General features: G+C 72.5%; 21 protein-coding genes and 1 pseudogene. 16 read left to right on the top strand and 6 right to left on the bottom strand.

Features of this window, described 5'->3' with window-relative positions; all coding sequences use genetic code 11:
• Positions 1-93: 93 nt before the first annotated feature.
• Both ACIRRS_RS07325 and ACIRRS_RS07320 read right to left on the bottom strand, forming a co-directional pair.
• Positions 94-285: a DUF397 domain-containing protein gene (locus tag ACIRRS_RS07325; protein WP_402966288.1), complete on the bottom strand. Its 192-nt coding sequence runs from the start codon at positions 283-285 to the stop codon at positions 94-96.
• Between the two features lie 10 nt (positions 286-295).
• Entirely contained in the window at positions 296-1,144 is an 849-nt protein-coding gene (locus ACIRRS_RS07320; RefSeq protein WP_402966286.1) for a helix-turn-helix transcriptional regulator, read from the bottom strand.
• Positions 1,145-1,333: 189 nt separating this feature from the next.
• Between ACIRRS_RS07320 and ACIRRS_RS07315 the strand changes: the two genes are divergently transcribed.
• The 5 genes from ACIRRS_RS07315 to dnaE all read left to right on the top strand — a co-directional run bounded on the left by ACIRRS_RS07315 (position 1,334) and on the right by dnaE (position 7,602).
• Positions 1,334-1,699, top strand: coding sequence for an ATP-binding protein (locus tag ACIRRS_RS07315; protein WP_402966284.1), 366 nt, complete (start codon positions 1,334-1,336; stop codon positions 1,697-1,699).
• A complete protein-coding gene (locus tag ACIRRS_RS07310; RefSeq protein ID WP_402966282.1) occupies positions 1,699-1,950 on the top strand; it encodes a hypothetical protein in 252 nt (83 codons plus the stop codon). Before ACIRRS_RS07315 ends, ACIRRS_RS07310 begins: the two co-directional genes overlap by 1 nt.
• 153 nt (positions 1,951-2,103) lie before the next feature.
• Positions 2,104-2,844, top strand: a complete 741-nt coding sequence (locus tag ACIRRS_RS07305) for a hypothetical protein (RefSeq protein WP_402966280.1) — start codon at positions 2,104-2,106, stop codon at positions 2,842-2,844.
• Entirely contained in the window at positions 2,841-3,920 is a 1,080-nt protein-coding gene (locus ACIRRS_RS07300; protein ID WP_402966278.1) for a hypothetical protein, read from the top strand. Before ACIRRS_RS07305 ends, ACIRRS_RS07300 begins: the two co-directional genes overlap by 4 nt.
• 139 nt (positions 3,921-4,059) lie before the next feature.
• The gene (gene dnaE, locus ACIRRS_RS07295) at positions 4,060-7,602 is read left to right on the top strand and encodes a DNA polymerase III subunit alpha (RefSeq protein WP_402966276.1); all 3,543 of its coding nucleotides are present in this window, start codon (positions 4,060-4,062) and stop codon (positions 7,600-7,602) included.
• Between the two features lie 35 nt (positions 7,603-7,637).
• Here the strand turns inward: dnaE and ACIRRS_RS07290 are convergent, their stop codons facing one another.
• Positions 7,638-8,528, bottom strand: a complete 891-nt coding sequence (locus tag ACIRRS_RS07290) for a LysR family transcriptional regulator (protein ID WP_402966274.1) — start codon at positions 8,526-8,528, stop codon at positions 7,638-7,640.
• 72 nt (positions 8,529-8,600) lie between these two features.
• Between ACIRRS_RS07290 and ACIRRS_RS07285 the strand changes: the two genes are divergently transcribed.
• The 6 genes from ACIRRS_RS07285 (at position 8,601) to ACIRRS_RS07260 (ending at position 14,861) form a co-directional block, all read left to right on the top strand.
• On the top strand, positions 8,601-9,491 hold the full coding sequence (locus ACIRRS_RS07285) for a dihydrodipicolinate synthase family protein (RefSeq protein WP_402966272.1): 891 nt from the start codon (positions 8,601-8,603) through the stop codon (positions 9,489-9,491).
• Positions 9,492-9,591: 100 nt separating this feature from the next.
• Positions 9,592-10,620: an aspartate-semialdehyde dehydrogenase gene (locus ACIRRS_RS07280; RefSeq protein ID WP_402966270.1), complete on the top strand. Its 1,029-nt coding sequence runs from the start codon at positions 9,592-9,594 to the stop codon at positions 10,618-10,620.
• A gap of 243 nt (positions 10,621-10,863) precedes the next feature.
• Complete coding sequence (locus ACIRRS_RS07275) at positions 10,864-12,174, top strand: NYN domain-containing protein (RefSeq protein ID WP_402966268.1); 1,311 nt, start codon at positions 10,864-10,866, stop codon at positions 12,172-12,174.
• A gap of 67 nt (positions 12,175-12,241) precedes the next feature.
• Positions 12,242-13,240, top strand: a complete 999-nt coding sequence (locus ACIRRS_RS07270; protein ID WP_402966266.1) for an ABC transporter ATP-binding protein — start codon at positions 12,242-12,244, stop codon at positions 13,238-13,240.
• Complete coding sequence (locus ACIRRS_RS07265; RefSeq protein WP_402966264.1) at positions 13,237-14,046, top strand: ABC transporter permease; 810 nt, start codon at positions 13,237-13,239, stop codon at positions 14,044-14,046. The genes ACIRRS_RS07270 and ACIRRS_RS07265 overlap by 4 nt, the downstream gene beginning before the upstream one ends.
• 68 nt (positions 14,047-14,114) lie before the next feature.
• On the top strand, positions 14,115-14,861 hold the full coding sequence (locus ACIRRS_RS07260) for a hypothetical protein (protein WP_402966262.1): 747 nt from the start codon (positions 14,115-14,117) through the stop codon (positions 14,859-14,861).
• Between the two features lie 66 nt (positions 14,862-14,927).
• Here ACIRRS_RS07260 and ybaK read toward each other — a convergent pair whose 3' ends face one another.
• The 3 genes from ybaK to ACIRRS_RS07245 all read right to left on the bottom strand — a co-directional run bounded on the left by ybaK (position 14,928) and on the right by ACIRRS_RS07245 (position 17,846).
• Complete coding sequence (gene ybaK, locus ACIRRS_RS07255; RefSeq protein ID WP_402966260.1) at positions 14,928-15,425, bottom strand: Cys-tRNA(Pro) deacylase; 498 nt, start codon at positions 15,423-15,425, stop codon at positions 14,928-14,930.
• Between the two features lie 37 nt (positions 15,426-15,462).
• On the bottom strand, positions 15,463-16,200 hold the full coding sequence (locus ACIRRS_RS07250; protein WP_402966258.1) for an LON peptidase substrate-binding domain-containing protein: 738 nt from the start codon (positions 16,198-16,200) through the stop codon (positions 15,463-15,465).
• Between the two features lie 71 nt (positions 16,201-16,271).
• Positions 16,272-17,846 (bottom strand): oxidoreductase, encoded by a 1,575-nt coding sequence (locus tag ACIRRS_RS07245; protein WP_402966256.1) that lies wholly within the window; start codon positions 17,844-17,846, stop codon positions 16,272-16,274.
• 93 nt (positions 17,847-17,939) lie between these two features.
• On the opposite strand from ACIRRS_RS07245, the gene hisD reads away from it, so the two are divergent.
• The 5 genes and pseudogenes from hisD to hisH all read left to right on the top strand — a co-directional run bounded on the left by hisD (position 17,940) and on the right by hisH (position 21,826).
• The gene (hisD, locus tag ACIRRS_RS07240) at positions 17,940-19,247 is read left to right on the top strand and encodes a histidinol dehydrogenase (RefSeq protein ID WP_402966254.1); all 1,308 of its coding nucleotides are present in this window, start codon (positions 17,940-17,942) and stop codon (positions 19,245-19,247) included.
• A pseudogene (locus ACIRRS_RS07235) lies at positions 19,244-20,350 on the top strand (histidinol-phosphate transaminase); the annotation flags it as partial. The gene hisD and the pseudogene ACIRRS_RS07235, both read left to right, overlap by 4 nt.
• Before the next feature lie 12 nt (positions 20,351-20,362).
• A complete protein-coding gene (gene hisB / locus ACIRRS_RS07230; protein WP_402966392.1) occupies positions 20,363-20,965 on the top strand; it encodes an imidazoleglycerol-phosphate dehydratase HisB in 603 nt (200 codons plus the stop codon).
• Positions 20,962-21,114, top strand: a complete 153-nt coding sequence (locus tag ACIRRS_RS07225; RefSeq protein ID WP_402966252.1) for a hypothetical protein — start codon at positions 20,962-20,964, stop codon at positions 21,112-21,114. The genes hisB and ACIRRS_RS07225 overlap by 4 nt, the downstream gene beginning before the upstream one ends.
• Before the next feature lie 76 nt (positions 21,115-21,190).
• On the top strand, positions 21,191-21,826 hold the full coding sequence (hisH, locus tag ACIRRS_RS07220) for an imidazole glycerol phosphate synthase subunit HisH (protein ID WP_402966250.1): 636 nt from the start codon (positions 21,191-21,193) through the stop codon (positions 21,824-21,826).
• Positions 21,827-21,828: the final 2 nt, after the last annotated feature.

Below are 21,828 nucleotides of genomic sequence, written 5' to 3'. Positions count from 1 at the left end.
GTATTGGAGCAGGGGGAGGCGGTTGGTGTCTGGCGGATTTACGACCGAACCCCCTCGCTCGGGCGAGCGAGGGGGTTCGGGGAGGAGCGGGGGTTAGGCGTGGTGGTCGAATGCGCCGGCCTTGGTGGCGGTGATGAGGGTGGCGAAGGTGGCGAGGGTGGTGTGGAGGGTGAGGTGGCTCTCGTCGGACTCGCGGAGTTCGATGGCCCCGCTGGCCGTGCGGACCTCCACACAGTCGTTGCCGTTGCCGCTGAAGGACGACTTCTGCCAATCGCTGCTGATCATGTTGAGCCTTTCAAAGGTTTCTCGCGATCTTGCGAATCAGGTCACGGGAGCTGCTCTCGCTGAGCGCCAGTGATTCGGTGCGCTCGAAGATGGCCCGATAGCTGGCCAACTCGCTGGCAGCATCCACGTATACGGGGCCTCGGGATGATTCGACCTCGATGGTGTCGAGCTCTGGCACCGCGCCGATCGCATGGACAAGGTTCTCGACAGCGCCAGGGAATGTGTGGATGTCGAAGGGTACGACTCGGATGGTCATCCAGGGCTGTTCGGAGTCCTCGATGAGCGAGTCGAGCTGTTCCACAAGGATCGGGGTGCCTCCGAAGCGGGTCCACAGCACAGACTCGTAGATGAAACAGGTGATCGGCTTCTGATCGCGGCGCAGATCGGCTTTGCGCTGCATCCTGAACGTGGTCCGGGCCTCCAGCTCGTGTCGAGGCAGTGGAGGGATCAGACGTCCGAAGGTTGACGAGGCATAGCTGATGGTCTGACAGGGGCCCGGCATGTGGGTGACGACCCACTGGACCAGGCCGGCCGCGCTCTTCTCCAACTCGGCGATCTCGAGGAATCCGTCCGGGATGGTGCCGCGATACTCCTCCCACCAGCCCTTGGATCGCTCCTGGACCATCACCTCAAGGGCGTCGATGAGCGGTTCGTTCATGCACTTGCAGGCAGCGGCGAAGGAGCGGAGACGTTCCGGGCTGACTCCGACCTTGGCCGCCTCTATCTGGCTGACCTGAGTCCGGTCAATGCCAAGGGCTCTGCTCAGGATGCCGGTTGGCAAACCAGCGGCCTCGCGCATCTTCCGAAGCTCGGTGCCGATGCGGCGTTGACGGAGCGTGGGGTTGAGTCGTGGCGGCATTGGTTCCTTCCTTGCCGATGTGTCCCAAGTCTGCCGTGTTGTCGCCTGTGGGGTCCACCTGGGAGTGAACTTCTCCAGATTTCAAATCACATGTGATTCGGCTGAGGTATCGTCAATCTCGCATCGATCCGATGGATCGTCAACTCTGGTGATCCTCAAGTCACTTCATCGCATCTCGGGAGAAGTCCCATGCGTCACCTCAACATGCCCTCCTTCGCCCTCGCCCGGCAGTCGCTGCACGACACGATGTCCCGCGTGGGCTGGTCGCCGTCCGTCATCTTCGACGCCGAACTCGCGCTCTGTGAGCTGCTCGTCAACGCCTGGCGGCACGGCGACACCCCCGCGCCGATCGTCCAGATCATCTCGATCGACCACCTCCTCCGGGTCTCCGTCTCCGACGAGAGCACCGCCTTCCCGACCGCGCAGACCCCCGATCTCCTCTCGGAGTCCGGGCGGGGGCTCCAACTCGTCGAGGGGCTCACCCACCGGTGGGGCGTGGACCCCCAGAAACGCGGCAAGTCCGTCTGGTTCGAGCTGAAGCAGGACGCCGCCTGATGGCCCGCCGCTACCCCATCAAGCCCGGTGATCCCAAGCTCCTGGGCTTCACCGACGACCACGTCCGCTCGCTCCTGGGCGAACTCCACGAGCGGGGCCGCAAGTTCGGTCTCGTCTTCCCCTCCTCCACCACGGACAGGACCATCGACGGCCGCGTGCTCGTCTGCTTCAACACGGCCCCGCTCTCGACGCTCCTGAACCTCCTCACCCTCCTCCTCGACGCCGATCGCGAGACCACGTGCGATTCCTGATCGGGGCGGCCTTCGCCGTCCTCCTCGCCCTCGCGTTCGCGACCGTTGCCCTGGGCGTCATCACTGCCCTCCGCGCCACCCCGCCCGACGAGGACGCCTGACCGCCGGCCCCCGCCGCCCCCGCGTGCCGGGGGCTGCGGCACGATTGCTCCCATGTACGACCACGCACCGCCGAACACGCTCCTCGGACTCCTCCAGCGCGGCCGGGGCAACGGCGCGCTGATCGCCGCCGAGGACGCGGGGGCAGCCGCCGAACTCGTCTACGGCTGCATCCGCTACGAGTGGCGCTGGGACCGACAAACGGATGATCGGGCGCTGTACCTCGCGAGGCTGATCCGGGACCTGGACCTGCCGGTCGGGCCGGTGGCCGAGATGCCGGCCGGCGACGAGGGCACCCGGGAGCGGGCCGCCGAGGTGCTGGCTCTGCTGGCGGGGGAGGCGACCCCGTCCCGCAAGCCGGAGTGCGTCCCCGAGGCGGTCGAGGCCGATATCCCCACCTTGATCGACGAGTTGGAACGGTCCTGGGTGGAGCAGCGATGGTGCGGCCCCGCCGCGCCGGCGCGGGGGCTCGCGCGCTTCGGCCCGGACGCCGCCGGGGCGGCCTCCCTGCTGCGCCGGTTCTGGTTGCACACCCCGCACTCGTACGAGCGGGCCGCCTTCCTGGAGGCGCTGATCGCCATCGGCTCCCCGGGCACGGGGGAGGCGGCGGTCGAGTCGCTGTGGGACTGCGAAGCGGAGGCCCGCCTCCTGGGCGTGCTGCATGCGCCGGAGCGGCCGGAGGTGGGGGCCCGGCTGCGGTACCTGCGGGACGATCCGATGGAGGAGGCGCGGGTGCGGGAGGCCGCCGCCGAGCGTCTCGGCGGCGCCGGGCGCTCCGGCAGGGCGGCCCCGTGACGGAGTGGACACACGGGCACGCGTCGGCGGCGAGCCTCCTGGGCCTGGTGCAGCGGGGGCGGGGGCTGGGCGCGCTGATGGCGGCGGAGGACCTGGCGGCCGCAGCCGGCGTGGTGTACGAGTGCATCCGGCGGGACTGGCGCTGGGACACGCAGACCGACGACCGGTACCTGTACCTGGCCCGGCTGATCCGGGACCTGGAGCTGCCGCTCGGCCCGGTGGTCGAACTGCTGGCCGCCGGGGACGAGGACACCCGGTACCGGGCGGGGAGCGTGCTGGAACTGCTGGTGCTCGGCGGCTCCGAGGAGGCCCGGGCGGCCCTGCCCGGGTTCGTCCCGGAGGAGGAGGACGCGCGGTCCCGGCGTTGGCAGCGGCCGCCGGACCCGTGCCCGGACCGGGACACCGCGCGCCTGCTGGACCTGCTGCGCGACCCGGCGGCGTCCGAGGGCGCCAAGGGGACCGCGCTGCGCGCGCTGTCGCGCCGCCCACCGGAGCCCCGGCTGATCCCGCTGGTGCCCGGGCTGGGCGCCGCCGACGGCACCCGCCCGCTGCCGTACCTGGCCCGGGCGCTGGAGCCGCTGGCCGAGCGGGCGGTGCCGGCCGCCCGGGAGTGGGCTGCCTCGGAGCAGGAGTGGCTCGCCTGGCTGGGGACGGGGGTGCTGGCCGACCACGGCGACGAGAGCGACCTGCCCGCCCTGCTGGCCGAGTTGGAGAGCCTCTGGGAGGACGGCCACTGGTGCGGGCCCGACCACCTGGGGCGCGGGCTGGCGCGGTTCGGCGCCCGGGCGGGCGGGGCCGTCCCGGTGCTGCGCCGCTTCTGGCTGTGGACGCCGCACTCGTACGAGCGGACGGATTATCTGGAGGCGCTGGCGGCGATGGGGGCGGAGGGTGCGGACGAGGCCTTCGTCGAGTCGTTGTGGGACTGCGAGGAGCGGGCCCGGTTGCTGGGTGTCCGGCACGCCCCGGAGGAGGCGGAGGTGGAGGCCCGGCTGCGGTATCTGCGGGACGATCCGATGGAGGAGCGGGAGGTGCGGGAGGCGGCGGGCCGGAGGTTGTGCGGGGGGTCGGCGGGCTAGAGTGGACGGGTGAACGTGTGAGTGGTGGTCCGGGCCCCGTGAGGTGGTTCGGGCCACATTCGTTTCCAGGCCCTCCACCCTGTGACCTGCGCGTTCGCCGGCCCGCCAGCCCAGCACCAGAGCCCCCGGAGGCCCCGCCTTGAGCGACCAGCCGTTCGCGCATCTGCACGTCCACACCGAGTACTCGATGCTGGACGGCGCCGCCCGGCTGAAGCAGATGTTCAAGGAGGTCGAGCGCCTCGGGCAGACCCATGTGGCGATGACGGACCACGGCAACATGTACGGCGCCGCCGAGTTCCACCGGCAGGCCACGGACGCCGGGATCACGCCCGTGATCGGCATCGAGGCGTACGTCGCGCCGGAGTCGCGCTCGAACACCAAGCGCATTCTGTGGGGCCAGCCGCACCAGAAGCGGGACGACGTCTCGGCCTCCGGCGCGTACACCCACAAGACGATCTGGGCCCGGAACAAGGAGGGCCTGCACAACCTCTTCAAGCTGACCTCGCGCTCCTACGCGGAGGGCTGGCTGGTGAAGTGGCCCCGGATGGACAAGGAGCTGATCTCCGAGCTGTCCGGCGGCCTGATGGCCACCACCGGCTGCCCGTCCGGCGAGGTGCAGACGCGGCTGCGGCTGGGGCAGTTCGACGAGGCGCTGAGGTCGGCCGCCGACTACCAGGACATCTTCGGCCGGGAGAACTACTTCCTGGAACTGATGGACCACGGCCTCGACATCGAGAAGCGCGTCCGCGACGGGCTGCTGGAGATCAGCCGGAAGCTGGGCATCCCGCCGGTTGTTACTAATGATTCGCATTACACCACCGAGGCGGACGCGGGCGCCCACGACCTGCTCCTGTGCGTGCAGACCGGCAAGAACCTCTCCGACCCGGACCGCTTCCGGTTCGACGGCACCGGCTACTACATCAAGTCGGCCGCCGAGATGTACGCCCTGGACTCCTCGGACGCCTGGCAGGAGGGCTGCCGCAACAGCCAGCTGCTGGTCGCCTCCCGGGTCGACACCGAGGGCATGTTCCAGTTCAGGAACCTGATGCCCCGGTTCCCGATCCCGGAGGGCTTCGAGTCCGAGGCGGACTTCTTCCGGTCCAAGGTCTGGGAGGGCATGGCCTGGCGCTTCCCGGAGGGCTACGACGAGGAGCACAGGAAGCTCGCCGAGTACGAGATGGACACCATCATCCAGATGGGGTTCCCGGCGTACTTCCTCGTGGTCGCCGACTTCATCATGTGGGCGAAGAGCCAGGGCATCGCGGTGGGCCCGGGCCGCGGTTCGGCGGCCGGCTCGCTGGTGGCGTACGCGATGGGCATCACCGACCTCGACCCGATCCCGCACGGCCTGATCTTCGAGCGCTTCCTCAACCCCGAGCGCATCTCCATGCCCGATGTCGACATCGACTTCGACGAGCGCCGGCGCGGCGACGTGATCCGCTACGTGACGGAGAAGTGGGGCTCCGACAAGGTCGCCATGATCGTCACGTACGGCACCATCAAGGCGAAGGCCGCCATCAAGGACTCCTCGCGCGTCCTCGGCTACCCGTACGCGATGGGCGACCGCATCACCAAGGCGATGCCGCCGGACGTCATGGGCAAGGGCATCCCGCTGTCGGGGATCACGGACTCCAGCCACCCGCGCTACGGCGAGGCCGGCGAGATCCGCGGGCTGTACGAGAACGACCCGGACGTGCGGAAGGTCATCGACACCGCGCGCGGCATCGAGGGCCTGATCCGCCAGCCGGGCGTGCACGCGGCCGGTGTGATCATGTCCTCCGAGCCGCTGACCGACCACATCCCGGTCTGGACCCGGCACACCGACGGTGTGACCATCACGCAGTTCGACTATCCGACCTGCGAGGGCCTCGGCCTCCTCAAGATGGACTTCCTCGGCCTGCGCAACCTCACGATCATGGACGACGCCGTCAAGGCGATCGAGAGGAACAAGGGCGAGAAGATCGAGCTGCTCAAGCTGCCGCTCGACGACAGGCCCACCTACGAACTCCTCGCCCGCGGCGACACCCTCGGCGTCTTCCAGCTCGACGGCGGGCCGATGCGCTCCCTTCTGCGGCTGATGAAGCCCGACAACTTCGAGGACATCTCGGCCGTCCTGGCGCTGTACCGGCCGGGCCCGATGGGCGTCAACTCCCACACCAACTACGCGCTGCGCAAGAACGGCCAGCAGGAGATCACCCCGATCCACCCGGAGCTGGAGGCGCCCCTGGAGGAGGTGCTGCGGCCCACGTACGGCCTGATCGTCTACCAGGAGCAGGTGCAGAAGGCCGCGCAGATCCTCGCCGGGTACTCGCTCGGCCAGGCCGACCTGCTGCGCCGGGCCATGGGCAAGAAGAAGAAGGAGATCCTGGAGGCGGAGTTCGTCCCCTTCCAGAAGGGCTGCCGCGAGCGCGGGTACTCGGACGCGGCGATCCAGGCGGTCTGGGACGTCCTCGTCCCCTTCTCCGGCTACGCCTTCAACAAGGCGCACACCGCCGGGTACGGGCTGGTCTCGTACTGGACGGCGTACCTCAAGGCCAACTACCCGGCCGAGTACATGTCCGGCCTGCTGACCTCCGTCAAGGACGACAAGGACAAGTCGGCGGTCTACCTCAACGAGTGCCGCAAGATGGGCATCCAGGTGCTGCCGCCGGACGTCAACGAGTCGGACTCGGACTTCACCCCGCACGGTGACACCACCGTGCGCTTCGGGTTGACGGCCATCCGCAACGTCGGCGGCCCGGTGGTCGAGTCGATGATCCGGACCAGGAAGACCAAGGGGAAGTTCTCCTCCTTCCCCGACTTCCTGGAGAAGGTGGAGTCGGTGGTCTGCAACAAGCGGACGGTCGAATCCCTCATCAAGGCCGGGGCGTTCGACTCCCTCGGCCACACCCGCAAGGGGCTCAGCGCGCAGTTCGAGCCGATGATCGACAACGTCGTCGGGGTGAAGCGCAAGGAGGCGGAGGGCCAGTTCGACCTCTTCGGCGGCGACGCCACGGCGGACGAGCCGAGCTTCGGGCTGGACGTCGTCTTCTCCGAGGAGGAGTGGGAGAAGTCCTTCCTGCTCACCCAGGAGCGGGAGATGCTCGGCCTGTACGTCTCCTCGCACCCGCTGCACGGCATCGAGCACCTGCTCGCCGACAAGGCGGACTGCGCGGTCGCCGACCTCGCGGAGCGGCCGGACGGGACGATCGTCACCATCGGCGGCATCATCTCGGGCCTCCAGCGGAAGATGACCAAGCAGGGCAACGCCTGGGCGATCGCGACGGTGGAGGACCTCGCGGGCTCCATCGACTGCATGTTCTTCCCGGCGAGCTACCAGCTGGTCGCCTCCCAACTCGTCGAGGACGCCGTGGTGTTCGTGCGCGGCAAGCTCGACAAGCGGGAGGACGTGCCGAGGCTGATGGGCATGGAGCTGTCCGCCCCCGACCTGTCGAACGCGCACGCCGAGGCGCCGATCGTCATCAACATCCCGACCGGCAAGGTCACCCCGCCGCTGGTGGCCCGGCTCGGCGAGGTGCTGGTCCACCACAAGGGGTCGACGGAGGTGCGGCTGCGGCTGGAGGGCCGCACCAGGACGACGGTGCTGCGGCTGGACCGGCACCGGGTGAAGTCGGACCCGGCGCTGTTCGGGGACCTCAAGCAGCTGCTCGGGCCGAGCTGCCTGGCGAACTCGGGGAACTGACGGGGAACTGACGGCGAACTCGGGGAACCAGGCGCTCAGGCGCCGTCGCTGGACAGGCCCGGGGGCACCGAGGTGTGCAGGGCCGAGACGAAGGCGGAGACGGCCGGGTGGCTGCCCGCGCCCGCGCGGAAGGCCGCGCGGGTGCGGCGGTACATCGGCAGCCGGGTGAGCACCACGCCGGGCGGCGGCCCGGCCGTGCCCAGGTGCGGGACGAGGGCGACGCCCTGGCCCGCGCCGACCAGGGCCAGCACGGTGGTGAAGTCGTCGATCTGGTGCCGCACGCGCGGCGTGAAGCCCGCCGCCTCGCAGGCGCGCACGGCCATGGTGTGGCAGAGCGTGCCGGGCGGGGACAGGATCCACGGCGCTTCGCGGTGCTCGGCGAGCGTCCCCGGCGCCCGGGCGGCCAGGTACATGGGCTCGGTGAAGACCGGCCTGGTCACCGCCAGGCCCGGCTCCGGTTCGGCGGGGACGAGGTCGTACTCGTGGACCAGCGCCACGTCCAGCTCGCCCGCGCGCACGGCGGCGCCGACGCCCGCCGGGTCGACCTCGGTGACCATCGGCTCCAGCGCAGGGTGCCAGGCGGCCAGCTCGGCCAGCACCCCGGGGATGATCGCCCGGGCCGCCGAGGGGTAGGTGCCGATCCGCAGCGGGCCCGCCAACCCCCGCTTGGCGTGGGCGAGTTCGGCCTCCGCCTGCTCCAGTCGGGCGAGCACCGCCTCCGCGTGCCGGACGAGCCCGGCCGCCGCCGGGGTGAGCGTCACCCGCCGCCCGGTGCGCTCCAGCAGCGGGACGCCGGCCTCCTTCTCCAGGACGGACAGTTGCTGGGACACCGCCGAAGGGCTGAAGGACAGCGCCTCGGCGACGGCGGCGATGGTGCCGTGGTGGGCCAGTTCGCGCAGCAGGCGCAGGCGTCGGACGTCGAGCATCGGCTCAGCTTACGAGAAGCGTCGGAAACGTGAACTGGACCCGGGTGATCCACTGCCCCGAGGATCGTGGACATGGACCTCAAGGGCATCTACGTCCCCCTGATCACCCCCTTCGCCGAGGACGGCACCGTCGCCCTCGACGCCCTCCAGAAGCTGGCGGGCGGGCTGCTCGACTCCGGCGCCGCCGGGCTGGTCGCGCTCGGGACCACCGGCGAGCCCGCCGCCCTGACCGCCGAGGAGCGCCAGGCCGTGACCGACGTCACCGCCGAGGTCTGCGCCGCGTACGGGGCCCAGCTGATCGTCGGCGCGAGCGGCGGGGACACCCGGGCCACCGCCGAGTCGCTGACCGCCCTCGCCGCCCGGACCCCGCAGGCCGCGGCCGCGCTGGTGACCGTCCCCGCGTTCGTCCGGCCCGGCGAGGCGGGCACCGTCGCCCACTTCCGGGCGCTGGCCGCGAGCAGCCCGCTGCCGCTGATCGTCTACCACATCCCGTACCGCACCGGGCAGCAGCTCTCCACCGCCGCGCTGCGCGAACTCGCCGCGATCGAGGGCGTGGTGGGCGTCAAGTACGCCACCGGCGGCCTCGACCAGACGGCGGCCGAGCTGCTCGCCGACACCCCCGAGGGGTTCGCGGTGCTGACCGGCGAGGACGCCTTCCTCTCGCCGATGCTGGCGGTCGGCGCGGCCGGCGGCATCCTGGCCTCCGCGCACCTGGCCACCGCCCGCTTCGTCGAGCTGGAGCGCGCCTGGCGGGCCGGCGAGGTCGAGCGGGCCCGCGAGCTCGGGAACCGGCTCACGGCGCTGGCGCTGTCCGCCTTCACCGCGCCCAACCCCGCCGTCACCAAGGGCGTGCTGCACGCCCAGGGCCGCATCCCTACCCCGGACGTACGGTTGCCGCTGCTGCCGGCCGGGCACGCCGAGGTCGAGGCCGCGCTGGCCCTCGCGAATGGTCTGGACCTCTAGTCGGCGCTCAGTACGTGGAATACCAGGTCGTTCCACCTCCGTGACAAGGCATGATGGGCGGAGGTCGGCTGTAGACAGCACATTCGGAGGAGTGGTCGGAATGAAGATCGGCATCGTCGGGGCCACCGGTCAGGTCGGCGCGGTGGTCCGCGAGATCCTGGCGGAGCGCGCCTTCCCGGTGGAGCAGCTGCGCCTGTTCGCCTCGGCCCGCTCCGCCGGGCGCACCCTGCCCTGGCAGGGCACCGAGGTCACCGTCGAGGACGCGGCCACCGCCGACTACAGCGGCCTGGACATCGTGATCTTCTCCGCCGGAGGCTCCACCTCCAAGGCCCTGGCCCCCAAGGTCGCCGCGGCCGGCGCCGTCGTCATCGACAACTCCTCCGCCTGGCGCCGCGACCCCGAGGTGCCGCTGGTCGTCTCCGAGGTCAACCCCGGCGCCATCGCCGACCGCCCCAAGGGCATCATCGCCAACCCCAACTGCACCACCATGGCGGCCATGCCCGTGCTGCGCCCGCTGCACGAGGAGGCCGGCCTGGCCGCGCTCGTCGTCGCCACCTACCAGGCCGTCTCCGGCAGCGGCGTGGCCGGCGTCGCCGAGCTGCAGGACCAGGCCGCCAAGGTCGTGGAGGGCGCCTCGGCGCTCGCCCGCGACGGCGGGGCCGTGGAGTTCCCCGAGCCCAAGGTCTACAAGCGCCCCATCGCCTTCAACGTGCTGCCGCTGGCCGGCTCGATCGTCGAGGACGGCTCCAACGAGACCGACGAGGAGCAGAAGCTCCGCCACGAGAGCCGCAAGATCCTCGGCATCCCGGAGCTGAAGGTGTCCGGCACCTGCGTGCGCGTGCCGGTCTTCTCCGGCCACTCGCTGCAGATCAACGCCCGCTTCGAGCGCCCGATCAGCCCCGAGCGCGCCGCCGAGCTGCTCGCCGGCGCCCCCGGCGTCGAGCTGTCCGAGATCCCCACCCCGCTCCAGGCCGCCGGCAAGGACCCGAGCTACGTCGGCCGCATCCGCAGCGACGAGACCGTCGAGCACGGCCTGTCGCTGTTCGTCTCCAACGACAACCTGCGCAAGGGCGCCGCCCTCAACGCCGTCCAGCTGGCCGAACTCGTCGCCGCTGAGCTCAACGGCTGAACCGTGCTGTGACCCGAAGGCGGGCCCCTCGTTGTACGGGGCCCGCCTTCGTGCGTCTTTGCGACTCGTTGGGGCGTCTGTTGCGGTACCGGGACATCCTCCGAGGTTGGGCGCGTGAACCTCGGGGAAAAGGTGACCCAACGATCGGGCGGCCACGGGGACCCCTCACCCCACACGCCCGGCGTCCGGGCGACCGCCCACCCTGCCAGAACCCCCGAGGGCGAGCGGAAAGAAGGTGCGCGGATGGACCGCTGTGTCGTCCTGGTGGATGCCGGATACCTGCTGGGCGCCGCCGCCAGCCTGCTCGCCGGGGACCCTTCCCGCTCCAAGGTCACCGTCAACCACACCGCGCTGATCTCCGCCCTGCGCGAGCGCGCCGAGGCCGAGACGGGCCTGCCGCTGCTGCGCATCTACTGGTTCGACGCCGCCCCCGACCGCCGCCCGATGCCCGAGCACCGCCGCCTGCGGGTGCTGCCCCGCGTCACCGTGCGCCTGGGCGCGCTCACCCGGGCCGAGGGCCGCTGGGTGCAGAAGGGCGTGGACGCGGCGATGCACGCCGAGCTGTCCGAGCTCGCCCGCAACCGGGCCTGCGCCGACGTCGTGCTGATCACCGGCGACGGGGACCTCCTGCCCGGGATGATGACGGCCAAGGAGCACGGTGTCGCCGTCCACCTGTGGGCGCTCCAGGCCGCGGACGGGGACTTCAACCAGTCCGAGGACCTCGTGGGCGAGGCCGACGAGCGGCGCGTCCTCGACCGGGAGTGGATCGAGGCCTCCTTCTCGCTGCGGGACACCACCACCGGCGCCTACCCCGCCCCCGGCTCGGGCGCCGCCCGGCACGAGATCGCCAAGATCCTCGCCGCTCCGCCCGCCCAGCCCGCGGCGCTGCCCGGCGTGGTGCCGCCCGCCGTCGCCCCGGCCGCCGCCGCCGTCGCGCCCGAGGCGCCCGCCGCCGCCAACGGGCAGCCGCAGCCCGCCGCCGCCACCCTGCGGGTCGTCCCCACGCCCAAGGACCTCGCCGGCCGCGCCTCCGCCGTCACCCCCGTCACCCCGATCACCGCCGCCAACGGCCACGGCGGCGCCCAGACCAACGGGCACGCGCACGCGCACGCCAACGGGCACGCCGCCAGCGGCCCGGTGCTGCGCTGGTCCTCCGACCGGGGCTGGGTCGACCGGCCCGCCCCCGAGCCCGCCGTCTGCGCCGGGGACGGCCTGCCCACCCTCGCCCAGCTGACCACCGCCGAACAGCGCTGGGCCGACCGCGAGGAGGACATCACCTCCATCGGCGGCGACGCCCACGAGGTCGGGCAGGTCTTCGCCCGCCGCTGGAGCGACCGCCTCGGCGACGTCGAGAAGCTCACCGTCCTGTGGCCCGACTACCCCCGCATCCCGCACCGGGTCGACGGCGAACTCCTGCGCTACGCCGCCCGGTTCGGCCTGCTCGCGCACAAGGACGACCAGATCGACGAGCACGACCGCTACGCGATCAGGGCCGGCTTCTGGAAGGAGCTGGCCGGTCAGGTCCCCGGCGGGTCGATGGTCGTCGACGAATGACCGGAGGTGCTCCCGGGCGGGGCCCCGTTGTCCGGGCCGCCCGTACGAGCGCGTAGAGTCTTCGGTCGTGAACCAGACGGCCGGGCGAGCACCCCAGGAGACCCCGCCCTGCGTCGTCGTACGCGACCTCGTCCGGACGTACCGCAGCGGCCGGGGCGCCGCCGCGCGCGAGATCCGGGCCAACGACGGGATCAGCCTCACCGTCCGCCAGGGCGAGGTCTTCGGCCTGCTCGGGCCCAACGGCGCCGGGAAGTCCACCCTGGTGCGCCAGCTCACCGGCCTGCTGCGCCCGGACTCCGGGACGGTCGACCTGCTCGGCCACGACGTCGTCCGCCACCCCGAACGGGCCGCCCGGCTGCTCGGCTACCTCGGGCAGGAGTCCACGGCGCTGGACGAGCTGACCGTCGCCCTCGCCGCCGAGACCACCGGACGGCTGCGCGGCCTCTCCCGGGCGCGGGCCCGGGCGGCCACCGCCGAGGTGCTGGCCGAGGTCGGCCTGGAGACGATCGCCTCGCGCCCCCTCGCCAAGCTCTCCGGCGGGCAGCGCCGCCTGGCCTGCTTCGCCGCCGCCCTCGTCGGGGAGCGCCCGCTGCTCGTCCTCGACGAGCCGACCACCGGCATGGACCCGGTGGCGCGCCGCGCCGTCTGGTCGGCCGTCGACCGGCGGCGGGCCGAGCACGGGACGACGGTGCTGCTCGTCACCCACAACGTCATCGAGGCGGAGACCGTCCTCGACCGCGTCGCCGTCGTCGACGAGGGCCGGGTGATCGCCTGCGACACCCCCGGCGGGCTCAAGGCGCTCGTCGACGGCGACGTCCGGCTCGACCTGGTCTGGCGCGACGAGGCCCCCCTCGGCGTACCGGCCGTGGCCGCGCTCGCCGACCGGGCCGAGCGCACCGGCCGCCGCTGGACGGTGCGCACCACCCCCGAGCAGGCCCGCGAACTCGTCGCCGCCGTCACCACCGGCCCGGCCTTCGCCGCGCTGGACGACTTCACCCTCGCCACGCCGAGTCTTGAGGACGCCTACCTCAAGCTCGGCGGCCGCCACGGAGGACTGGCCAAGTGACCCTGCTCTCGGCGCCGCCGCAGGCCGACCGGCGGGCCGGCGCCCCCGCCCCGCTCGCCCCCGCCGCCCGGCTGCTGCCCGCGCTCGCCGCCGTGTACCGGGCGCAGCTCGCGCGGGCCCGGGTGGCGCGGATCCCGCTGCTGTTCGTGGCCACCTTCCAGTCGCTCGGCATCCTGGTGATGATGCGCGGCGTGGTGGACGCCGGGCAGACCTCGGCGGCGCGGTCGGTGGTCGCCGGGTCGAGCGTGCTGGTCGTCGCCTTCGTGGCGCTCAACCTGCTGGCGCAGTACTTCGGGCGGCTGCGGGCCACCGGCGGCCTGGACCACTACGGGACGCTGCCGGTGCCGGCCGCCTCCGTGGTGCTGGGCGCGGCCGCCGCGTACGCCTCCTTCACCCTGCCCGGGACGCTGGTGACGGCGGCGGTGGGCGCCGTGATGTTCGGGCTGCCGCTGGGGCAGCTGTGGGTGCTGCTGGCCGTCGTGCCGCTGGCGGGCGCGGCACTGGCCGGGCTGGGCGCGGCCTGCGGGCTGCTGGCGCCCCGGCAGGAGATCGCCACCATGCTGGGGCAGATGGGCATGTCGGCGGCGCTGCTGCTGGGCGTGCTGCCCGTCGACCACCTGCCGCAGCCGGTGCTGTGGCTGCGGGACCTGCTGCCGTCCACGTACGGGGTCGAGGCCTTCGCGCGGACCTTCACCGCCAGCCCCGACTGGGGGATGGTCGCGGCGGACCTCGGCGTCTGCGCCGGGGTGGGCGTGGTGTCGCTGGCCCTGGCCACCTGGGCGTACCGGCGGGCCGTCTCCCGTTAGTACGGCCCGTGGGGATCTTTGGAGGGCTGTTCGGTCGTTTCGACGACCGGCGTGAAACGATGGGGCCCGTGACCGTACCGAACACACCTCCGGATCGCTCCCACGCCGACGTGCGGGCCGCGCAGGGCGACGCCCCCGACCCGTTCGCGCCGCCGCCGGCGGACCTGGCGGGCGTGCCGCTGCCGCCGCACGGGCTGGTGCCGGGCGAGCCGGTGGGCACGCCGGGGGAGCGGCTGCGGGACGAGCTGCGGATCGGGGCCCTGGCGGTGCTCGCCGGCCTGGTGGTCGGCGTGGTGATGGCCGTGCTGTGGGCCTGGCTGGCGCCCAAGGTGCCGCTGATCGTGGACGGCGACCGCATCCTCTACGCGGACCCGGAGGGCGAGCAGCGCGCCGGGGCCGACGCCGTGTTCGTGCTGATCGGGCTGGGCGCGGGCATCCTCACCGCGCTGGGCGCCTTCCTGCTGACCAGGCGCCGGGGCGGCGGGATCTCCGTCGCGGTCGGTCTGGCCGCGGGCGGGCTGCTCGGCTCGATCGGCGCCTGGCGGCTGGGCCGGTGGCTCGGTCCGAGCAACGACCTGATCGGCGAGGCCCGCAGGGTCGGCAACGGCGGGCACTTCGACGCGAGCATCGACCTCGGGGCGCTGGGCGCGCTGCTGGTGTGGCCGATGACGGCCATGGTGGTGCTGCTCGCGCTGTCGGCGGCCTTCGGCAAGCGCGAGGAGGACCCGCCGCCCTACTGGGGGATTCCGGCGGGGAGCCTCCCGGAGGCGCCCGTGCAGGACTCTCCGCACTCTCCGCAGGACAGGACGCCCTGAGACGTCACGGTGGGCGGGAGGTTCCGGTACGGGCCTCCCGCCCCGCTTTTTTTTGCAGGGCCCGTCTCAGGCGCGCGCGATCGGGGCCGTGACGGCGCCCGTGAGGGCGATCAGGTCGGCCGGGGCCAGCTCGACCTCCAGGCCGCGGCGCCCCGCCGACACGTAGACCGTCGGGTGGCCGAGCGCCGCCTCGTCCACGACCGTGCGCAGCGCCCGGCGCTGGCCCAGCGGGGAGATGCCGCCCAGGACGTAGCCGCTGCTGCGCTCGGCGGCGGCCGGGTCGGCCATGGCGGCGCGCTTGCCGCCGACGGCCGCGGCCAGGGCCTTGAGGTCCAGCTGCCCGGCGACGGGGACGACGCCGACCGTCAGGGCGCCGTCCACGTCGGCGACCAGGGTCTTGAACACCCGCTCCGGGGCGACGCCCAGGGCCTCGGCGGCCTCCCCGCCGTAGGAGGCGGCGGCCGGGTCGTGCTCGTACGCGTGCACCGTGAAGGCGACGGCGGCGCTCTCCAGGGCGACGGTCGCGGGGGTGCCCTGGCCGCCCTTCCTGCTCTTCTTGGCCATGCGTCGCTCCCGGGGGCGGCTGGGGGTCAGTCGGGGGTCAGTTGGGGCTGAAGGACTGGCGGGTCAGGTCGACGGCCGGCAGCGAGGGCAGCCAGCTGAGGACGGAGGACTCGCGGCGCAGCAGGTCGAGCTCCAGCCGCAGCCGCTGGGCGGTCTCCGGGCAGGCGAGCAGCCGCTGCTTGACCGGGGTCTCGAACACCGAGGCGGCGGCGACCAGGTACGAGAGCACCTGGGGGTCGTCCGGGAGCTCCTGGCGGCCGACGGTGGTGGCCTCGCGGGCGCCCGCCAGCCGCGTCTGGTACACCCGGAAGGCCCGCTCGACCTCGGCGGCGAGGGCACCGGAGCCGGCCCCGGAGTGCTCCTCCACCGGCACGACCTCGCCGGTCAGGTACGGCCCGGAGGTGTCCACCGAGCGCAGCGCGAAGCGCGTGGTGCCGGTGACCAGCAGCTCGTACCGGCCGTCGGGCTGCTGCTCGACGGAGGTGACGTCGGCGACGCAGCCGATGTGGAACAGCGCCTCCAGGGCGTCCCCGCTGACGGTGCCGAGGCCGTCCAGCGGGCCGGCGGGGCCCTCGTCGGGGCGCACCGGGGCGGTCTCGCGGCCGTCCTTGATGGCGACCACGCCGAAGCGGCGCGGGGCGTCCGGCGCCTGGCCGGGCCGGTCGAGCAGATCGGCGACGAGACGGCGGTAGCGCTCCTCGAAGACGTTCAGGGGCATCACCAGGCCCGGGTAGAGCACGGTGTTCAGCGGGAAGAGCGGCAGCCGTTCTGTCACGGCGGACAGCGTAGTTCCCCCGGGCCCGGGCGTGTCGCACAGGCCCGGGGGAGCGCCACCCGCCACGGGCCTCAGCCGCGCTGGAGCATCCGCGTCGCGCCGGTGATGAAGGTGGACGCGAGCAGCCAGCCGACCACGACCAGCCCGGCGGTCAGCCACTGGTCGATCCCGCCCGGGTTCCAGGCGCCCTGGTTGAGGTCGACGATGGGCAGCAGCTGGTTGAGGGTGTACAGCACCGGGTTCCAGTGCGGGTGCTCGTCCGGCTTGAGGGGCTCCAGCGGGCGCGCGTGGAACCAGAGGCTGCCCAGCGCCCAGGCGAGCAGCAGCCACAGGCCCGCCCGGCCGGGGCGGAAGCCGTAGCCGACCGTGACGTCCTGGACGTGGCCCCACAGGCGCCCGGGCAGCGGCAGGGTCGCCCGGCGGCGGCGCTGCTTGGCGTACAGCACCTCGCGGGCGTCGTCGTCGGCGCCGTCGCGGCGCAGGGCGGAGGCGAGCTGCTCGTAGGACTCCGGCTGGAAGTCCACCGAGGAGCCCTCCAGCCACGCGATGCGCTGCTGGATGGTGAAGGCCTCGGCCGGGCGCAGCACCTCGTAGACGAAGCCCGTCAGGCCCAGGTGCTTGCCGCGCGGCCAGGCGGTGGGGGTGTCGACCAGGTTGCCGACGCGGGCGCGGGACAGGGAGACGGTGCCGGTCGGGCGCTTGCGGCAGGTGAAGCGCAGCTCCGGGGTGTGGATGCGGCGCAGCGACAGCTCGTCGCCCTCCTCCAGGTGGAACTCGCCGGATATCAGGCAGGCGCCGTCGAAGCGGCTGTCGGAGAGCCGGACGCGGCCGTACGCGCGGAACGGGGTGATCGGGCCGTCCGGGGGCGCGGTCTCGCCGTAGCCGGAGCCGTAGTAGCTGCGGGAGCCGAGCCAGCCGCCGTCCGCCGAGCCGGTCAGGTAGAGGGTGTGGCCGACGGTGACGCGGACGGCGTTGAGGCAGGTGCGGTTCTGCGGGGCGGCGCGCAGCTGGGCGCCGCGCAGGGAGAGGCGGCCGCCGATCCGGGCGGTGCGGATACTCAACTCCCCGTCCACCTCGATGCGTTCGGCCTCGAAGTCCTGGTGGATGGTGATCCCGTCGGCGGAGATCGCCCGGCCGTAGCGGTCGCCGCCGACCTTGGCCAGGTTGAGCAGCAGGTCGGTGCCGATCTTGGCGTCGGTGAGCCGGATGCCCTCGGGGACGCGGGAGCGGGCCAGGTGGAGGTCGCCGGTGGTGGTCAGCCGGGAGGCCTCCAGCCGGGGGATGAGGCAGTCGACCAGGCGCAGGGTGCTGGCCTCGGCCTCGGAGACGAGCACCTTGTGGTCGAAGCGGCAGCTGTACAGCTCCACGTAGTGGGCGATCCGGCCGCCGGCGAGGCTGAGCGGGCCGGTGACGAGCACGCCGTTCATCCGCAGCGAGGCGACCCGGCCGGGGACGGCCTCCGGGCCGGCGAGCAGCAGATGGGCGACGACCTCGGAGCGGACGGTGCGCTCGGGGCCCCAGACCGCGTCCCCGAAGGGGTCGTCGGTGTCCGCGTCACCGAAACGGCGGTCGAAGACGTTGCCCTGCCGGTACGCCTCCCACAGCTCCCGTTCGGTGTCCGTCCAGTGGTCCGGAACGCTCTGCACCACGGTTTCCCCCGTCCCCCGGTCGTCTCGCCTTTCGTATCACGGACTGAAATGCGGGACCAGCGGTTCCGGGCACTCCTTACACTGGGTGGCGTGATCTCTCGAATCGACCTCCGCGGCTCGACCAACGACCCGCGTGACCTGCTGCCCCGTGCCGAGTTCGACGTCGCGGCCGCCCTGGAGACGGTGCGGCCGATCGCCGAGGACGTACGCCATCGCGGGGTCACGGCGCTGATCGAGATCACCGAGCGGTTCGACGGCGTGCGGCTGGAGACCACCCGCGTCCCGGCCGAGCAGCTGGCCGAGGCCCTGGAGACGCTGGACCCGAAGGTGCGCGCGGCCCTGGAGGAGTCGATCCGCCGGGCGCGCACCGTGCACTCCGACCAGCGCCGCACCGGGCACACCACGCAGGTGGTGCCGGGCGGCACCGTCACCCAGCGGTGGGTGCCGGTGGAGCGGGTCGGCCTGTACGTGCCGGGCGGGCTCGCCGTCTACCCGTCCTCCGTGGTGATGAACGTGGTGCCCGCCCAGGAGGCCGGGGTGCGCGGCATCGCCGTGACCTCGCCCCCGCAGAAGGAGTTCGAGGGCCGCGTCCACCCGGCGATCCTCGCGGCCTGCGCCCTGCTCGGCGTCGACGAGGTCTACTCCGTCGGCGGCGCCCAGGCGGTGGCGATGTTCGCCCTGGGCACCGAGGAGTGCAAGCCGGTCAACGTCGTCACCGGCCCCGGCAACATCTACGTGGCCGCCGCCAAGCGCTACTTCGCCGGGCGGATCGGCATCGACTCCGAGGCCGGCCCGACCGAGATCGCCGTCCTCGCCGACGACAGCGCGGTGGCCTCCGACGTGGCCGCCGACCTGATCAGCCAGGCCGAGCACGGCCCGACCTCCGGCTCGGTGCTCGTCACCGACTCCCCGGCACTGGCCGAGGCCGTCGAGGCCGAGCTGGCCGAGCAGGTCGCGCGGACCAAGCACAGCGAGCGCGTCGCCGAGGCGCTCGGCGGCCGGCAGTCCGGCATCATCCTGGTCGACGACCTGGAGCAGGGCCTCGCCGTGGTCAACGCGTACGCGGCCGAGCACCTGGAGATCCAGACCCGGGACGCCCACGCCGTCGCGGAGCGCGTCGTCAACGCCGGCGCGATCTTCATCGGCCGCTGGACCCCGGTCTCGCTGGGCGACTACGCGGCCGGCTCCAACCACGTCCTGCCGACGGGCGGCTGCGCCTGCCACTCCTCCGGGCTGTCGGTGCAGACCTACCTGCGCAGCGTGCAGGTCGTCGAGTACGACCGCGAGGCGCTGGCGGACGTCGCCGCGCACGTGGTGAACCTCGCGAACGCCGAGGACCTGCCCGGGCACGGGGACGCCATCAAGGCCCGCTTCGACTGGACGGTGCCGGGATCGTGACCACGCGTACGACTCGCATCGACGACCTGCCCATCCGGGACGAGCTGCGCGGCCAGTCCCCGTACGGCGCACCGCAGTTGGACGTGCCCGTCCAGCTCAACACCAACGAGAACCCGTACCCGCTGCCCGAGGAGCTCGTCGCCCGCATCGCCGAGCGCGTCGCCGAGGCCGCCCGCGGGCTCAACCGCTACCCCGACCGGGACGCGGTCGAGCTGCGCGAGGGGCTGGCCGCGTACCTGACGCGGACCACCGGCTTCCCCGTCGTACGGGAGCAGGTGTGGGCCGCCAACGGCTCCAACGAAGTCCTGCAGCAGCTGCTCCAGACCTTCGGCGGGCCCGGCCGCAGCGCGCTCGGCTTCGAGCCCTCGTACTCGATGCACGCGCTGATCTCCCGGGGCACCGGCACGGCCTGGATCTCCGGGCCGCGCAACGAGGACTTCACCATCGACGTGGAGGCCGCGGTCGAGACGATCGCCGAGCAGAAGCCCAACGTGGTGTTCATCTGCTCGCCGAACAATCCGACCGGCACGGCGGTGACCTCCGAGACCGTCCTGCGGCTGTACGAGGCCGCGCAGGCCGCCCGGCCCAGCCTGGTCGTCGTCGACGAGGCCTATGTCGAGTTCTCGCACCGCCCCTCGCTGCTGCCGCTGATCGAGGGCCGCCCCAACCTCGTCGTCAGCCGCACCATGTCCAAGGCCTTCGGCGCCGCCGGGCTGCGCCTGGGCTACCTCGCCGCCGACGCCGCTGTCGTCGACGCCGTCCAGCTGGTGCGCCTGCCGTACCACCTGTCCGCCGTCACCCAGGCCACCGCGCTGGCCTGCCTGGAGCACACCGACACCCTGCTCGGGTACGTCGGCCGGCTCAAGGAGGAGCGCGACCGGCTGGTCGAGGCGCTGCGGGCGATGGGCCTGGAGGTCACCGACTCCGACGCCAACTTCGTCCAGTTCGGCCGCTTCGCCGACACCCACGCCGTCTGGCGGGCGATCCTCGACCAGGGCGTCCTCGTCCGCGACAACGGCGTCCCCGGGTGGCTGCGCGTCACCGCCGGCACGCCCGCCGAGAACGACGCCTTCCTGGACGCCGTCCGCACCGTGATCAAGGAGCTGCAACCCCTCATGTCCCCCGATTCGCGCGTCGGACGCGTCGAGCGCACCACCAAGGAGACCTCCGTCCTCGTCGAGATCGACCTCGACGGCACCGGCCGGACCGACATCTCCACCGGCGTCGGCTTCTACGACCACATGCTCGACCAGCTCGGCCGCCACGGTCTGTTCGACCTCACCGTCAAGACCGACGGCGACCTGCACATCGACACCCACCACACCATCGAGGACACCGCCCTCGCCCTCGGCGCCGCCTTCAAGCAGGCCCTCGGCGACAAGGTCGGCATCTACCGCTTCGGCAACTGCACCGTGCCCCTGGACGAGTCCCTCGCCCAGGTCACCGTCGACCTCTCCGGCCGGCCGTACCTGGTGCACACCGAGCCCGAGGGCATCGCGCCGATGATCGGCGCGTACGACACGACGATGACCCGGCACATCCTGGAGTCCTTCGTCGCCCAGGCGCAGATCGCCCTGCACGTCCACGTGCCGTACGGTCGCAACGCGCACCACATCGTGGAGTGCCAGTTCAAGGCGCTCGCCCGGGCGCTGCGCTACGCCTCCGAGCGCGACCCGCGCGCGGCCGGCATCCTCCCCTCGACCAAGGGTGCGCTGTGAACAACACCGCGATGATCCTCATCTTCGTCGGCCTCTTCCTGGCCGGCGGGGTGATCTCCTTCTGGAAGCAGAAGCAGTCGAAGGGCGTCATCCTGGTGCTCGCCTTCGGCTCGGTGATGTGCCTGGCCTCGGGCCTGCTGCGCCTGTAGCCCCGTCGTAGCTCTGTTGCTGCTCCGTTGCAGCTCGGTTGTAGCTCGGTTGTAGAGAGACATTGGACACCTGAACATGGGCAAGAACGTCGTCGTCCTCGACTACGGCTCCGGCAACCTCCGCTCCGCGCAGCGCGCCCTGGAGCGGACCGGGGCGAACGTCACCGTCAGCTCCGACTACGACACCGCCATGGCCGCGGACGGCCTGCTCGTCCCCGGCGTCGGCGCCTTCGAGGCGTGCATGCGCGGCCTGAAGTCGGTGCGCGGGGACTGGATCATCGGCCGCCGCCTCGCCGGGGGCCGCCCCGTCATGGGCATCTGCGTCGGCATGCAGATCCTCTTCGAGAAGGGCGTCGAGCACGGCGTCGAGACGCCCGGCTGCGACGAGTGGCCCGGCGTCGTCGAGCCGCTGGACGCCCCCGTCGTGCCGCACATGGGCTGGAACACCGTGGAGGCCCCCGAGGGCACCCGGATGTTCGCCGGCCTCGACGCCGACACCCGCTTCTACTTCGTGCACTCCTACGGGGTGCGGCACTGGGAGCTGGAGACCCACAGCGCGCGGATCAACCCGCCGATGGTCACCTGGGCCACGCACGGGCAGCCGTTCGTCGCCGCCGTCGAGAACGGCCCGCTGTGGGCCACCCAGTTCCACCCCGAGAAGTCCGGCGACGCCGGCGCCGCCCTGCTGACCAACTGGGTCAACACCCTCTGACC

Origin of the sequence: Kitasatospora sp. NPDC101183 (assembly GCF_044767945.1) — a bacterium.
GTDB lineage: Bacteria > Actinomycetota > Actinomycetes > Streptomycetales > Streptomycetaceae > Kitasatospora.
The sequence above is the reverse complement of the archived record's forward strand: the minus strand, read 5'-3'. Positions and strand labels throughout refer to the sequence as shown.

Coding starts and splice junctions, on each gene's coding strand:
- ACIRRS_RS07325 (WP_402966288.1), bottom strand. CDS start 285: ATGATCAGCAGCGATTGGCAGAAGTCGTCCTTCAGCGGCAACGGCAAC.
- ACIRRS_RS07320 (WP_402966286.1), bottom strand. CDS start 1,144: ATGCCGCCACGACTCAACCCCACGCTCCGTCAACGCCGCATCGGCACC.
- ACIRRS_RS07315 (WP_402966284.1), top strand. CDS start 1,334: ATGCGTCACCTCAACATGCCCTCCTTCGCCCTCGCCCGGCAGTCGCTG.
- ACIRRS_RS07310 (WP_402966282.1), top strand. CDS start 1,699: ATGGCCCGCCGCTACCCCATCAAGCCCGGTGATCCCAAGCTCCTGGGC.
- ACIRRS_RS07305 (WP_402966280.1), top strand. CDS start 2,104: ATGTACGACCACGCACCGCCGAACACGCTCCTCGGACTCCTCCAGCGC.
- ACIRRS_RS07290 (WP_402966274.1), bottom strand. CDS start 8,528: ATGCTCGACGTCCGACGCCTGCGCCTGCTGCGCGAACTGGCCCACCAC.
- ACIRRS_RS07285 (WP_402966272.1), top strand. CDS start 8,601: ATGGACCTCAAGGGCATCTACGTCCCCCTGATCACCCCCTTCGCCGAG.
- ACIRRS_RS07280 (WP_402966270.1), top strand. CDS start 9,592: ATGAAGATCGGCATCGTCGGGGCCACCGGTCAGGTCGGCGCGGTGGTC.
- ACIRRS_RS07275 (WP_402966268.1), top strand. CDS start 10,864: ATGGACCGCTGTGTCGTCCTGGTGGATGCCGGATACCTGCTGGGCGCC.
- ybaK (WP_402966260.1), bottom strand. CDS start 15,425: ATGGCCAAGAAGAGCAGGAAGGGCGGCCAGGGCACCCCCGCGACCGTC.
- hisB (WP_402966392.1), top strand. CDS start 20,363: ATGTCCCCCGATTCGCGCGTCGGACGCGTCGAGCGCACCACCAAGGAG.
- hisH (WP_402966250.1), top strand. CDS start 21,191: ATGGGCAAGAACGTCGTCGTCCTCGACTACGGCTCCGGCAACCTCCGC.